The sequence below is a fragment of the Providencia sp. Marseille-Q8014 genome, assembly GCF_965112055.1.
The window spans coordinates 2839753-2854785 of the sequence record NZ_CBCOPT010000001.1; the positions used below are offsets into that span (position 1 = coordinate 2839753).

At 39.3% G+C, this 15033-nt stretch carries 14 protein-coding genes; 10 read left to right on the forward strand and 4 right to left on the reverse strand.

The window, feature by feature from the left end:
* Nucleotides 1-261: 261 nt before the first annotated feature.
* Both ACWPW6_RS12580 and ACWPW6_RS12585 read right to left on the reverse strand, forming a co-directional pair.
* Nucleotides 262-1191 (reverse strand): Dyp-type peroxidase, encoded by a 930-nt coding sequence (locus ACWPW6_RS12580; RefSeq protein ID WP_154635618.1) that lies wholly within the window; start codon nt 1189-1191, stop codon nt 262-264.
* Nucleotides 1192-1742: 551 nt separating this feature from the next.
* Nucleotides 1743-2633 (reverse strand): LysR family transcriptional regulator, encoded by an 891-nt coding sequence (locus ACWPW6_RS12585; protein WP_249999048.1) that lies wholly within the window; start codon nt 2631-2633, stop codon nt 1743-1745.
* A 142-nt stretch (nt 2634-2775) separates the two neighbouring features.
* Here ACWPW6_RS12585 and ACWPW6_RS12590 point away from each other — a divergent pair, with 142 nt between their 5' ends.
* The 8 genes from ACWPW6_RS12590 (at nt 2776) to ACWPW6_RS12625 (ending at nt 10782) form a co-directional block, all read left to right on the forward strand.
* Entirely contained in the window at nt 2776-3474 is a 699-nt protein-coding gene (locus tag ACWPW6_RS12590; RefSeq protein ID WP_154623978.1) for a CoA transferase subunit A, read from the forward strand.
* 11 nt (nt 3475-3485) lie between these two features.
* Entirely contained in the window at nt 3486-4142 is a 657-nt protein-coding gene (locus tag ACWPW6_RS12595) for a 3-oxoacid CoA-transferase subunit B (RefSeq protein ID WP_154623979.1), read from the forward strand.
* A 14-nt stretch (nt 4143-4156) separates the two neighbouring features.
* Complete coding sequence (locus tag ACWPW6_RS12600; protein WP_249999050.1) at nt 4157-5362, forward strand: acetyl-CoA C-acetyltransferase; 1206 nt, start codon at nt 4157-4159, stop codon at nt 5360-5362.
* The gene (locus ACWPW6_RS12605; protein ID WP_249999052.1) at nt 5352-6275 is read left to right on the forward strand and encodes a 3-hydroxyacyl-CoA dehydrogenase family protein; all 924 of its coding nucleotides are present in this window, start codon (nt 5352-5354) and stop codon (nt 6273-6275) included. The genes ACWPW6_RS12600 and ACWPW6_RS12605 overlap by 11 nt, the downstream gene beginning before the upstream one ends.
* 45 nt (nt 6276-6320) lie before the next feature.
* Complete coding sequence (locus ACWPW6_RS12610; protein WP_454210157.1) at nt 6321-7715, forward strand: GntP family permease; 1395 nt, start codon at nt 6321-6323, stop codon at nt 7713-7715.
* A 130-nt stretch (nt 7716-7845) separates the two neighbouring features.
* Nucleotides 7846-8622, forward strand: a complete 777-nt coding sequence (locus ACWPW6_RS12615; RefSeq protein ID WP_196712943.1) for a 3-hydroxybutyrate dehydrogenase — start codon at nt 7846-7848, stop codon at nt 8620-8622.
* 1002 nt (nt 8623-9624) lie between these two features.
* Nucleotides 9625-9846 carry a hypothetical protein gene (locus ACWPW6_RS12620; RefSeq protein ID WP_249999054.1) on the forward strand — a complete coding sequence of 74 codons (222 nt, stop codon included), beginning with the start codon at nt 9625-9627 and terminating at the stop codon, nt 9844-9846.
* Nucleotides 9847-10032: 186 nt separating this feature from the next.
* Nucleotides 10033-10782, forward strand: a complete 750-nt coding sequence (locus tag ACWPW6_RS12625; RefSeq protein ID WP_154635716.1) for an ankyrin repeat domain-containing protein — start codon at nt 10033-10035, stop codon at nt 10780-10782.
* A 157-nt stretch (nt 10783-10939) separates the two neighbouring features.
* Here ACWPW6_RS12625 and ACWPW6_RS12630 read toward each other — a convergent pair whose 3' ends face one another.
* Nucleotides 10940-11170: a hypothetical protein gene (locus ACWPW6_RS12630; RefSeq protein ID WP_231131744.1), complete on the reverse strand. Its 231-nt coding sequence runs from the start codon at nt 11168-11170 to the stop codon at nt 10940-10942.
* Nucleotides 11171-12158: 988 nt separating this feature from the next.
* Here ACWPW6_RS12630 and ACWPW6_RS12635 point away from each other — a divergent pair.
* Both ACWPW6_RS12635 and ACWPW6_RS12640 read left to right on the forward strand, forming a co-directional pair.
* On the forward strand, nt 12159-13046 hold the full coding sequence (locus ACWPW6_RS12635; protein ID WP_154623945.1) for a PhzF family phenazine biosynthesis protein: 888 nt from the start codon (nt 12159-12161) through the stop codon (nt 13044-13046).
* A 367-nt stretch (nt 13047-13413) separates the two neighbouring features.
* The gene (locus ACWPW6_RS12640; RefSeq protein WP_230085868.1) at nt 13414-13737 is read left to right on the forward strand and encodes a hypothetical protein; all 324 of its coding nucleotides are present in this window, start codon (nt 13414-13416) and stop codon (nt 13735-13737) included.
* Nucleotides 13738-14261: 524 nt separating this feature from the next.
* Here the strand turns inward: ACWPW6_RS12640 and ACWPW6_RS12645 are convergent.
* Nucleotides 14262-14576, reverse strand: coding sequence for a hypothetical protein (locus ACWPW6_RS12645; RefSeq protein WP_196712940.1), 315 nt, complete (start codon nt 14574-14576; stop codon nt 14262-14264).
* Between the last annotated feature and the right edge of the window lie 457 nt (nt 14577-15033).

The window sequence follows — 15033 nt, forward strand, 5'->3', positions numbered from 1 at the left end:
AATTTAAATCATACGAGTTATTTTTTGGACGCAGATCATCCTGAATAAATCCATCAGACTCATTCAAGATTATTATTGTGATTCGTTTAATCTACATGACGACAAGAAATGGAAGAATATATTGGATATTTTATTTATTTAAACGAAAATTATTTAAATCGCTCACCGAACTGACTAAGTTTCAATCATAAATTTTAAGCCATAATCTTCGAGGTTAATTTAATAACCTCGAAATGACCTTTAAAATAATACTCTACACTTTTATTCAATATCATCTAATAGCGACGGTGAAGGAACAAAAAACAAAGTACCTGTTACTGCTGTACTGTATTTGAGTAACTCATCTGTTGCACCATTTTCTGTTCCTAGAAACATACTTTCTAACATGCGTCGCGTTGTTGTAAAGTATCTTGCATAACCAATAAAATAAGTGCCATATTCATTTTTAGAAGGACTAGAAAATGGCATATTGGCTCGAACAATTTTCAGATCTTCACCCTTTTCATCTTTAATATTCGTGACGACATTATGAGAGCTAGGTATTTTTTGCTCATCCGTTAATTCGATATCATTAAACTTATGACGACCAATCACCTTTTCTTGCTCTTCAACACTCAAGTTTTGCCATGCTGTCATATCATGGATATATTTTTGAACAAATGCATAACTGCCACCAGCGAATTGTGCATCTTCATCGCCAATCACCGCATATTCAGCACGTTCATCTTCCATTTCTGGGTTTTCTGTTCCATCAACGAAACCAATAATTGATCGCCCGTCCATATAGCGAAAACCATGAACTTCATCGATGTGAGTCACGATTCCATTTAATTGTTGGCTGATCATTGAGGCTAGCTCATAACAGGCTGAAACATTCAATGCACGGATATGAAAAAAAAGATCGCCCGGAGTTGATACCGCGGTGTAATGCTCCCCTTTAATTTCTTTAAAAGGACTCAATTGCTTAGGTTTAGGCAATTGGGGAAATAATTGTTCCCAAGCTTCTGCACCAAATCCCATGACACAACTCGTTTCCAGTGCTGGAAAACGTGTTCTCATACTACGTATTAGACCTGATAAGTTATTACAAAAAGACACCAGTTCATCTCGGTTTTTTTCTTTATCTAAGAGATTAAAAACAAGAAAGTAAGAGTTTTCACCTGGGGTTTTAGTCACATCTTGATATTTCATATAATTTATACCCTTTCTATTTTCATTCATTTTAAGATTGTTATTTGATTTAAAAACATCATAATTTATCTCTTTTATTTAAATTAACCTTTATTAAAAACACCTTTAACGCACTTTTAATAAAACGATAAAAATATTAATCCCCATAAACAAGCAAAGAAAATCAAATTTCAATCCAAAAAAGACAATCACATTCTAAAAAAAACATCTAATATTAAAAAACATCTTTAATTTATTTTTATTATTGTCAGATAATAAAAAATAACTCTATATAAAATGTTATATCATCATCTAAATTAATTAGAAAGGAAGGGCTTCACACTATTCACTATCCTATAAAGCCTTTATAAAACTTTCGCTGTCATGGTTAAAATAGAGACAAAAAAGCCCTGTTAGGGACTACAGACCGCTGACAAACCTATTATGTTTGGCGGCAAGTCGAATAAGTTTTGAAAATAGACTACGAAAATCAATTTATTGATTTTCGGCTGATAACACAAAGTGGGAAAAACCACGCTTTTATCCCACTTTGTCAACAACCACAAGCCCCGTTAGGGGGTATAGGCTTTCTTTAAGGTATTCACCAACGCCTGTGCCGCAGTAGAAAACTGATTATGTGCTGAATATAGCAAGCCTACACGACGCTCAATAACGGGATTATCCAACTCAAGGCACACCGCACCCAATTCTTTCATCTGAGTACGACACAGAGCAGGAACAGCACTTCCCCCCAAACCATTTGCCACTAATTGACCAACCGTTACCAGTTGATGGCTCTCAAATGCCACTTTCAACGAACGCCCATTTTTTTTCAGTTCTTCTTCTAACATAAAACGTACCGATGACGGACGCTGTAAAGTAATAAAATCAAGGCTGAGCAATTCTCGCCATGAGATACGTTCACGATTTGCTAGATGACAATCAGGGGGCACTATTGCAATAAAACGTTCGAGACCTAAAGGTGTAAAATTAACCTGTTCAGAGCAATTAGGCTCAAAAACGATACCTATCTCAACCCGTCCTTCATGAACCATCTCGATCACTTGTTCATTAATCACATCATGAACCGTAATATTGATCCCAGGATAACGCATACGAAATGTTTTAAGTATTGGTGGTAACACATTCGTCGCAAATGATGGCATAGCCGCGATAGAAACCTTACCACACTGAAGATTAAAGTGTTGGCGCATCGCTTCTTCTGTACTGTCCCAATCAGAGAGTAGCTGACGAGACATCTTCAGCAGAGTTTCACCTTCTGGCGTTAACATTACTTTGCGGGTTGTCCTCAATAATAACGGTCCCCCTAACGTTTCTTCTAACCCCTTAATCGTCAAACTAAGTGCTGGCTGAGACATATTTAATCGTTCACTGGCATGGGCAAAACTTAAAGTGTGAGCTACCGCTGAAAATGCGCGTAGCTGTTTGATACTCATCCTCATGACCAATCTCGTTAACTTTATGAATACATTTAATTAACATTATATTAATAAGAAAAACAAATGAATCCGTCACAAATTTAAAATTAACAAATCATTTTTGGTCATGAATCATGTCTGTAAAGACAACTGAAGGAGTATTTCTATGGCTGGACTCGATAAACGTGTTACCTCCTATCAAGACGCGCTTGAAGGGTTAACTGATAATATGGTCGTGCTTGCTGGCGGCTTTGGGCTATGTGGTATCCCTGAAAATCTCATCTCAGAAGTTCGTCGCCGTAGAGTGAAAGAACTGACTGTTGTATCTAATAACTGTGGTGTTGATGGATTTGGTCTAGGCGTACTCCTTGAGACACAACAAATACGCAAAATCATTGCCTCTTATGTCGGCGAAAATGCCTTATTTGAAAAACAGGTTCTCAATGGGGAGCTTGAAGCATTACTCACCCCACAAGGCACATTAGCTGAGCAATTACGCGCAGGTGGTGCCGGTATTCCCGCTTTTTTCACTGCTACGGGTTATGGAACCCCCGTTGCAGAAGGTAAAGAAGTTCGTGAATTTGATGGGCGTCACTACATTATGGAAAAAGCGATCACCGGTGACTTTGCACTCATTAAAGGATGGAAAGCCGACTGGTATGGCAATGTCATTTACCGTAATACTGCACAAAATTTTAATCCACTTATGGCTGCCGCTGGGCGCATTACCGTTGTCGAAGTCGAAGAAATCGTTCCTCCAGGTGAGCTTGACCCTGCCATGATCCACACCCCCGGCATTTTTGTCGACCGCCTAATACAAGGTCACTTTGAAAAACGCATCGAACAACAAACTCTGCGTAGTTGAGGGCTATAAACATGTTAACACGCGAACAAATGGCAATGCGTATTGCCCGTGAATTACAAGACGGTTATTACGTGAATCTCGGCATCGGTATCCCGACACTGGTTGCTAACTACATTCCTGATGACATCGATGTCATGTTGCAATCAGAAAATGGTTTATTGGGTATTGGGGCTTTTCCAACGCGAGAACAGCTTGACCCAGACATGATTAATGCAGGAAAACAAACTATTACTGCTCGCAAGGGGGCGGCTATTTTTGATTCCGCATTATCCTTTGCCATGATCCGAGGCGGCCATGTTGACTTAACGGTATTAGGTGCATTTGAAGTTGATGTCAATGGCAATATCGCCTCATGGATGGTTCCTGGAAAAATAGTTAAAGGTATGGGCGGAGCAATGGATTTAGTGGCGGGTGCTGACAATATCATTGTTGTGATGACCCATACTGCCAAAGACGGAAAATCTAAATTACTACCTGCCTGTACTCTACCCTTGACGGGGGCTGCCTGTATCAAACGGGTTCTAACGGATTTAGCGTTACTTGATATTGCTGATGGAGCATTTATTTTACGCGAACGCGCTCCAGGAATAAGCATTGATGAAATCGCGATGAAAACGGCTGGAAAATTAATTATTCCAGAACATGTTCCTGAAATGAATGTTGCCTAATTAAGGAGTAAATGATGCAAAACGTCGTTATAGTTGCAGCCACACGTACGCCTATTGGAGCTTTTCAGGGAGCATTATCCTCTCTTTCAGCCGTTGAACTTGGCGCGACCGTGATCCGTTCACTCCTCGAAAAAACGGCTATCTCGGCAGATGAAGTCGATGAAGTCATACTCGGGCAAGTATTAACAACAGGCTGTGGGCAGAACCCTGCCAGACAGGCTGCCTTAACTGCGGGGCTCTCCGAAACACCCCCAGCGATTACAATTAACTTAGTTTGTGGCTCAGGTCTTGCAGCAGTGAAACAGGCAGCTCAAGCGATTCGTTGTGGTGATGCCAACATTGTGATTGCAGGTGGGCAAGAAAATATGAGCAAAGCCCCTTATTATCTTGATGGCGCCCGTTCAGGAATGCGTCTGGGTCATCACACAATAAAAGATAGCCTAGTACATGATGGATTATGGGATGCTTTCAATGATTACCATATGGGGATCACCGCAGAAAATTTAGCCGAACAATTTAACATAAGCCGTGAACAACAAGACCTATTTGCCTTGAATTCTCAGAAAAAAGCGGCAATGGCAATAGAAACCGGTCGCTTTGCCAGTGAGATCACTCCTGTCAATATCCCACAAAAGAATAAAACTACGATAACCGTCGATACCGATGAACAACCGAGACCGCATATTCAAGCTGAAAAGTTAGCCCAGCTTCCCCCCGCATTCCGCGCTAACCATGGTTCAGTGACCGCTGGAAATTCATCTTCAATTAATGATGGTGCTGCCGCCGTCATGCTAATGAGTGAACAAAAAGCTCAAGCACTCGGTCTGCCAATTTTGGCTCGAATTGTGAGTTATGCGGTCTCAGGGGTTGACCCCGCCATCATGGGAATTGGTCCAGTCGATGCATCACGTCGCTGTTTAGCCAAAGCGGGATGGCGCATTGACGATTTAGACCTAATTGAAGCGAATGAAGCGTTCGCGGCCCAAGCGCTCGCGGTGAGCAATACGTTAGGTTGGCATAGCGAAAAAGTTAATGTTAATGGGGGAGCAATTGCACTGGGCCACCCTATTGGCGCATCGGGATGCCGTATTCTTGTCACTCTACTTCATGAAATGGCTCGTCGAGATGTCTACAAAGGGTTAGCCACCCTCTGTGTTGGCGGAGGCCAAGGCATTGCATTAGCCGTTGAACGACCAAAAGGAGCGTCTTATGCAGAATAATCATTTTAGCGTTATCGGTGCAGGCTTAATGGGCGTTGGGATTGCCACGCATTTTGCAAGACATGGACATACAATTTGGTTGTATGACACTGATGATACAAGAATTGCTGAAATCGGCACTGTTGCTAACCACATTCTTGATGAGTTGATTGCCGCTGAACAATGCTCTCCAGATGATAAAGAACAGATTATCCTGCGTTTAAAAGGAACGACTTCATTAAATGACATCGCGCCATCGAATTTAATTATCGAAGCTATACCTGAAAAATTGGACTTAAAGCATGCACTGTATGCCCAACTTGAACAACTTATTTCGCCAAATGCTATTATTGCTAGCAATACCAGCGGTTTTCTTCCCGATGTGCTAGCAGAAAACCTTACCTACCCAGAGCGTTTATTAATCGCTCATTTTTGGCATCCTCCTCATTTTATTCCGCTTGTAGAAATTGTTCCTAGTTCAGCCACACAACCTGAATATCTCAATATGCTGCAAAAGATACTCGTTAGCATGCAATTGGAGGCTGTGGTACTAAACCGTGCTGCACCAGGCTTTATTGGTAACCGTTTACAATTTGCCTTACTCCGAGAAGCGCTACACATCGTGAACAGTGGCATTGCTAGCGTTGAAACCGTCGATCAAGTCATGAGAGCGTCATTAGGACGACGCTATGCAATGATAGGTCCATTTGAAGCTGCGGATATGACCGGGCTTGCTACTGTGCAAGATATTTATCGTCATTTACTACCTGAATTGGCAAACGGAAGTGACATGGTCGCCTTAATCGATGAAAAAATTAAGGCTGGGCATATAGGGATACGTAGTGGGCAAGGGTTTTATCGCTGGGATGATTCACGCAAGGAATACATTCAAAAACGCAGAGAACACCAATTACGTTTTGGCTTAAAACCATAACGTCTCTTTGATTTTCCACAAGCACAAGCAAAAAATTGAGGTGCCATAATGAGTGTATTAATTGCCCTAGCCGCACTGTGCCTTCTAATGTTGGCAGCCTATCGTGGATATAGCGTTATTCTATTTGCGCCAATCGCAGCTCTCGGTGCTGTATTACTCACCGACCCTAGTGCTGTAGCGCCAGCCTTCACAGGGCTATTTATGGAGAAAATGGTCGGTTTCGTAAAATTATACTTTCCCGTCTTTCTTCTAGGTGCCGTATTTGGAAAACTAATTGAATTATCTGGTTTTTCTCATTCAATCGTTGCCGCTGCCATCAAAATATTAGGGCAACGCCACACTATTCCAGTCATCGTATTAGCCTGTGCATTATTAACCTATGGCGGAGTTTCCTTATTTGTGGTGGTCTTTGCTATTTCCCCATTTGCCGCCGAACTCTTTAGGCAAAGTAATATCCCCAAACGCTTGATCCCAGCAACAATCGCTCTTGGTGCTTTTTCTTTCACCATGGATGCGTTGCCGGGTACCCCACAAATACAGAATATCATCCCAACCAGTTTTTTTGGGACAACCGCTTGGGCAGCTCCTTGGCTGGGTTTAATTGGTTCATTATTTATCATTTTACTTGGCCTTATCTATTTAGAACGTCAAAGACGTAAGGCCAAAATAAAAAATGAAGGTTATGGAACCGAATTACTCAATGAACCAGAAACGCCCAAAAATATTGATCTGCCTAATCCTATTGTCGCTATTTCACCTTTAATTTTAGTGGGTGTCTTAAACTTAGTATTCACTTATCTCATTCCTAAATGGTATGGGCCAGAACACGAGTTAATGTTACCGGGGCTTGCTGCGCCCATCATGACTAACTTAAGTAAAATTACTGCAATTTGGGCTGTTGAAGCCGCCCTGCTATCCGGTATTTTATTAGTTATCATTTTGGGGTTCCGTAATATCCGTGGGCGTTTAGCTGAAGGAAGCCGAAGTGCTGTTAGTGGTGCGATTCTTGCCGCTATGAATACAGCGTCTGAATACGGTTTTGGTGCCGTTATTGCCGCATTACCGGGATTCTTAGTTCTCTCTAACGCGCTTTCAACCATTCCGAACCCATTACTTAACGAAGCTATTAGTATCACGACATTAGCAGGTATCACTGGCTCAGCATCCGGAGGAATGAGTATTGCATTAGCGGCAATGGCCGATAATTTTATTGCGGCGGCTCACGCTGCACATATCCCTCTTGAAGTCTTTCACCGTATAGCATCAATGGCTAGTGGTGGCATGGATACCCTTCCTCACAATGGTGCGGTGATCACATTACTCGCTATTACAGGTTTGAGCCATAGGCAAGCTTATGGTGGGATCTTTGCTATTACCATCATTAAAAGTCTCGCCGTCTTTTTCGTCATCGGTGTCTTTTATATGACAGGTATTGTGTAAGCCTCCTGTTCAAAATGAGCCGCATTATGCATAAGTTAGTGCACAGTAAATTGATCGTTAACAATACGGTAGCTCAAAAACACCTTATTGATTTGTTTTATACAGTTCGCTTTATTTGAGGAGAATAATCATGAATTTACATGGAAAAACAGTACTTATTACAGGTTCCACTAGCGGTATAGGATTAGGAATTGCACAAGTATTCGCCCAAACTGGCGCCAAAATTATTCTCAATGGATTTGGCGATATCGAGATGGCAAAAGCCGCGGTGGCACAAAAACAAAATGGCAATATACCGGGTTACCACAATGCCGATCTAAGCGATGAAAAACAAATCATCGATATGATGCACTATGCAGATAAGGAATTTGGCGGTGTGGACATTCTGATTAACAATGCAGGGATCCAACATGTCTCCCCAACAGAATCCTTTCCTGTCGATAAATGGAACGCTATCATCGCCATCAATCTTTCGTCTGTATTTCATACCACGCGGCTAGCCCTACCAAATATGCTTAAACATAATTGGGGAAGGATTATCAATATTGCTTCTGTACATGGTCTAGTCGCGTCAAAAAATAAATCCGCTTATGTGGCGGCTAAACATGGTGTCATAGGCTTAACCAAGAGCGTCGCTCTTGAAACCGCTCGCACTAATGTTACCTGCAATGCCATTTGTCCGGGATGGGTATTAACCCCACTGGTACAGCAACAGATCGATAAGCGTATCGCTGATGGAGCAAAGCCCGAAGCAGCACTCAAAGACTTACTCGAAGAAAAACAGCCGTCAGGCCAATTTGTTACACCTCAACAATTAGGCGAATTAGCCCTCTTTTTATGTTCTGATAGCGCCACACAAGTCAGAGGCGTTGCTTGGAATATGGATGGTGGATGGGTAGCCCAATAAACACCCATTGAAGTTAGGCAGTCGTTGTGGTTAATTATTCTACTATTAAATAATACTAACCATCCATACCACTGCCTTATTTATTATTTTTGATAACATATATTCCGCTGATAAATTATTTGAAACTTAAAATAAATCATCAATGAATCCGTTTATTTTTAGTGAATATCACTCTTTAAAATAAAAACATTGATCACACCAAAGCATGCTATAGTTTTAATCCTTAAAACTATCTCCATCCTCATAAGGATAGTCGTCGTGACAATAGAAGAAAAAAAGTCTACCTTATTTATCAACTTAGTCCAACACTTGGTAGAGCAGCCTTTACATGGCTAGATGGTTCTAATTTCATCGCCCGTATATTGTCAGGAAATACCGTTGAGCACTATGTCTCTCTATTACAATCCACTATCCAAAAAAAGAATTTAAATTAGATTGTTTATAAGGATAATACAGAGTCAGATATTAAAATGTTGATACAACAAAATGCCTCCCTGCTTATTTGTATTCCAGGATTAAAATACCAATTTTACAAAAAGGATTTTGACACAAAAAATATTATCTACCTGAGTACAATGGAATATGCCAACAGCGATACAACCTCTGTGATAAAAAGAATAGAAGAAATTGAAAGGCAATCATAGCTTGTTACCTAACTCTCTATTGCTCAACAACGCCCTTGTGATAACAAGAGCACACTATTTCCGAGTCAATACTGGCCATCATGACGATTTTTATTTTGCTACACCGTCATAACACTAGCACTCTCAACAATATCATATCTATTACGACCTTTTGATGCTTGCTTGATATGGTGTAAGTGAGCGCTCATTATTTTCTCAACAGGCATAGACAGTTATCATTATCAGAAGTTTTAGAATATTTTTATAAGACTCACATCCAATATCACGAACACATTGTTTGGCTCTTCCGATATCTCTCGTTATAGCTACACTGCTCTGATATTAAGAAACTCACCATGAAAACTCACATGCTAACATCGTGTTATTTGATCAGTTTGAAGCCTTAGATGCCATGGCACCCGTTAAAATTGTTGACCCTTTGCCAAACTATCACATCAAGTTTATCTCCCCCGCTGACCGCCATAAAACCAGCTCCAAAGGTATTGTTATTGCAACCATAGCAATATCCAATCCTGAGTTTAAACAGAACTGCTCCTTCAAGGACAAGACACCAGAAAAAACTAACGAAACGTTTTTATAGAGAGCAAGTGCCCTCTAAGCAATTTTTTATTGATTAAAAATCACTTTATCAAATAAAATCAAATAATTACATAAACCACATTTCCAATTAAACAATCAATTTCACTTTAGCATCATTTAAATGCAAATAATTTATTTTTAGTTAAAATAATAACCTGATCGTCAAAAAATAATATTGGAGTTAATAATGCGAGTATTCGGATTAAAAGTTGTTCTATTATCTTTATCAATGGTGGCAGCATACGCTCAAGCTCAGGTTATCAATAAAAATAATCCGCCAGAATATCAATCATTTAAATATAATTATTCTGAAATGATTGAATTAGCTAATGAAAATCGCTTACCTCATAGAATTTTCTATAAAACACCCAGCACAGGCGAAAACGCTGAATGGTTTGATGCAGTAAAACAAGGTGACTTAGTCAAAGTCAAAAAAATGGTCGCTAATGGGCAAAATATCGAAGCAAAAGATACTGGTAGTTTAGACCAAACAGCGCTTGGCTGGGCTGCATTTATCGGTGATGAAGAAATGGTTGATTACCTTATCTCTCAGAATGCGAATCTATGGGCAACTGATAAAGGAGATGTGTATAACGTATTAAAATCCGCAGTGCTTGGGAATAATGTTAATGTCGTTAAAAAAATCCATAATTTAATGAAAAAAGATGTTGATTTAAATGACCAAACGCTTGAAAGCGACGGTGAAACACTTGTTATGGTCGCCGCCAGCAATAACCGCCTTGATATCGTAAAATATCTTTTATCGCAAGGTGCTGATATTAATCGCTCCACGACAACCGATGATAAAACCTACCCTTCCTACGATCAAAGCGCACTAACCTATGCATGTAAGAATAATCTGCCAGATATGCAAAAGTTATTAATTGCTAATGGCGCATTAAATCACCGTACGGGTAAACCATCTTGCGACGAATAACGCTGAAAATACCGTCTACCATAGACGGTATTTTTATCAAAATACCCTTGCTAACATCGTTTTTGCTTTCATATAATAATACCATCAAAAAAACTAGTTTTTTGATGGTATTTCAATGAGTTAATTAATTACTTCTATAACTTTTAATCACGCATCATTATCGCAAAAGAGTATCACAATCGAGTGTTTTTTTAGGTTCTGATAAAGATTCAAACAAAGGTTTCGCCGATGTGATAATGTCTATCACATCATCATTTGTCACAACTAAATAATGTTCAACACACGCATCATGGATATTCGCACTTTGCTCATGAAACCACTGTAAATAGGATGAATTTGCGACTTTATATAACCCTGTCGTCATCTGACCGTCAAAATAGTCAAGCATTTTTAAGAGGTTTCCTTCATCCGTTACCCTAAATGAATAAACCCATTCAAATGTTAATTTGAATATTTCCTCTGCACTACTCAAAATTAAAGAAATAGCGTGTAAGTCATAATGAAAATTATCTAACTGAATTCTAGACAATGATCTGTCACTAAGGCTAATTAACCGCTCTTGCATGGTTTAATTTCTCTAATTTAAATAAGCTTCAACCTACAGATATGATATTCCTATTGTACATGACATAAATATGTCACATGGCTCAATTTATCAACAACAAGACTCAAGCATTCATCATTATCCCATTGATGACATGATACTGTTATATCGCCACTTTACCGTTATTACCAGCTTGCTATTATCACCAACCCTTCACGTATAATCGTAAGGATATAACCATAAAATCTTCTATTCCTATAACACCCAAAATAATGTCCTCAATGTCTGTTAACGCTCAAAAAGTCACATCAAGTATATCGCGAGTCACTACAGAGCAGAGGTAAGCCCCGCATACATCAACCCGATGATCAAATAGGCGTTAGCTAATGGTCAATAAAGCGCCATAGTCTCCACTGTAATAGAATGAGGACTCTATAATTCGTCTTTTTCCTTTACCCTGTCTGATATCACTAATGAGCCGATTTTAAACAAACTGGGCATTGATGTTCTACCCACTTTCTACCTAAAAAGAGAGAAAAAATCATTTTTGTTATACAAAACCACTTGATGATGGTAATGAGTCATAAGTTCCGCTAGTCCTGTATAGAGAAATAGTCAAAAATATGAAATCCCGACCATCTGGCTGTAAAAAATTATTCAAGCTTGACCTTTTTAGACCATTTATTGACCGACTTCATCGCGATTCGATTAAGCAACCATGTTTCGGCTGAAATGGTAAACGTTCATAGTAATTATTTATCTCTATCAACGATAAGAAAGCTTTATACTCAGAAAAATCAAGCAAACTGAGTCAAAAAATATTGGAGAATAGATGCAAAACGAGATACTAGATTCGGTTGGACTCGACGTTCAGGTACACCTCATAAATTCATTTACACGAAATAATTCTGGCGGTAATCCCGCTGGGGTCGTGCTCTATCCCCCTGAGCTAAGCGATGCACAAAAAATAGCCATCGCACGGAAAGTTGGCTTTTCCGAGACAGCGTTTGTCTATCGTGGCGAAAAAACCGATTTCAAGGTGGATTTTTTCACTCCAGAAGCAGAAGTAGACTTTTGTGGGCACGCTACACTAGCCGCATTTTTTACCCTTTTTTCACTTCATCAGCTGACTTCTGGGCATTATACACAGAAAACAAAAGCTGGAATTCTGAGTGTCGATGTCAGTTCTGATGGGATCATCATGGAGCAAGCTTTACCAATCATACGCAAAGGACCTGATGTTGCAGATGTTGCAAGCGCTCTTGGCATACCACAAGAAACTATCGAGGCAACGGGTCTCCCCATAGAGGTGATCTCAACAGGATTACCAGACATTATTATTCCCGTACAGCCCGGCCAATTAGATGACCTACGTCCAAACTATGCGCAAATCACCAACCTAAGTCGCCAATTTAATACGATAGGTTTCCATGTATTTGAACTAAGCAGCGATGCATCTATCACCGCCCACTGCCGTAACTTTGCACCTCTTTATGGCATAAATGAAGAATCTGCAACGGGGAGTTCCAGCGGCGCTTTAGGATGCTATTTAGTCAAGCATGTCTTGCCTAATGACACGCATTTTCTGTTAGAGCAAGGGCGTGCTATGGCATGTTCTTCCCTCCTTCAGGTGATAATTAATAAACAAGGACAAACAATAAATCGTGTCAGAGTTGGTGGGCAAGCTGCGATGGTTGGTACAAAAATAGTTAGAATTTAAAAAGACAAATGAATATTACGTGGGTTTAACTCAGATAATGTCAGTGTAAAAAGCTACGATTATCGCCAAAAGCAATATAAATGCTTTACTCGCATCTTTGCTACATCCGGCCCCGTAATATTATTGTGTTGATAGATTATGCATGTCACGCCTTGTTGATATTGCAACAACCGTACCTGAAAGAAGACTCACCCGAAAATTTGTGATGGCGAAGACTAAAAACACTCATGAGTGGAAAATATTGAGTATACTGATGTGACATAAAATATATTTGCTTAAGTTGGTCTTTATGTCGACAAATTTTCACGTTTACCTCGCGACTAAATCGCTACCATCGCCTTCTAAATGGCAAGCGGAAATAACAAAAATGAATAGCTCGCTGATTATGGATACTGACATTAACTTAGTCACTTTCTCTGGCTTTCTGCCTTTTCAATTTAATCAAGAAGTAACGGGCTTTGAATACTGTTCATGGTTTATAGACCATGAAGAAAAACAAGAGGTTAATATACCTAGTGCTGATTTCTGTATGTGTTTTTCAATCGGTAACAATCCCTTAGAACTAACCATAACGGTGATATCCATATACTGCCTCATAAAATTAACTGATGGCGTACTTTTTGACCCTCAAAAGGGTATATATATCGAGCCTTCTAATATTTTCACTTGGAAAAAAGAAATGTTGACTTAGCTAACCTTAACGCCTCAAAGTTTGGCATTATAGACTTTCATCAATAAACATAAGCAAAGACTCTTTAAAAGTTACTTAGCGAGTATTACCAGATTGTATCTTAGGAATTAATGAATAAACTCAACAGCTATTGAGGTGTTTACACTTCTCCACCTCCCCTAAAGTGAGACAGCTATAATCAGATTTTCTGCCAAAGCTACAACCTGAATTGAACTGAACTAAACTCATAAAAGTTTAATTCCCCCCAACGGAGAGACATCGAAAACAACGAGAAAACTCTAAATTACTATGTCTTACTTAATAAGAGTCAACCGTCACTTATGGCTATACCATAGCCCGTTTGATTAAGGAGTGGAGACTCCTTACTGACATGAAAAACAGTCAATCTATATTTCGTTCATCGTACTGAGCCCGATCATGAACCGATAAAGAAACTCATTATTGCCGCAAAAGGTCAAACTCACTAGCGTACTTGCCGAACAATCCAAGGCTTAAAAACGTTGCGAAAAATGAATAAAGGTCAATTATTGACTTAATATTTTCTGTACCCAATCGCACCAACATTTACAGTCTAAGCTCGATTCAATAGCTTCGGGATGTAATTCATACCACCATTTTTTGACTCCCTCATATTCTTGCTTTGTGAGAATAAAAGGCTTCCATTCCCCCATTCTATAATCTTGGTCACAAGGGTCGCTTCCATGAAATAAAAATTCATTCAAAAAATCACAAGGAGGAAAATAACCTGAGCTATCAATCATCCCAAAGATTCCGTAAAGAACTTTAGAGTTTTCATCAATGATATTTATTGCTTTAACAATATTAACTTTGTGTTCCATTTTATCCATTGTCATTAAATTGTTATTGCTCTTATTAGCTGATAGCCATTAAACCAATCATCACGACTTGTAGCGGTTACTTTGTTTACTTTCTGGCAAGTCATTAACTCCAGCGCGCAAATATCGAGTATCATTGGATGAGCTACGTTTGTCGCTCTTAATCTGAATGGTCATTATAGCGATAACTTTATCTGTCGCTATTTTAGTTCATGACAAATTTTTTATTTTTGTCCCTGAGACAGTTAACTTAAATGATTTCAAACTTCCATTATTTGGTTTATTCATCTTAAAACAATCACAGAAAGCATACTAATTAAAATAAAATTCCAGCCACCCCATGACACCTTAGATAATAAATTCAACAATTAAGATAATTCCAAAAAATAAGTAATCTAGCTTAATACCAAACTGAATACGCACGTACTGCACACCTCAATTAAAAATTAAAAATCACATT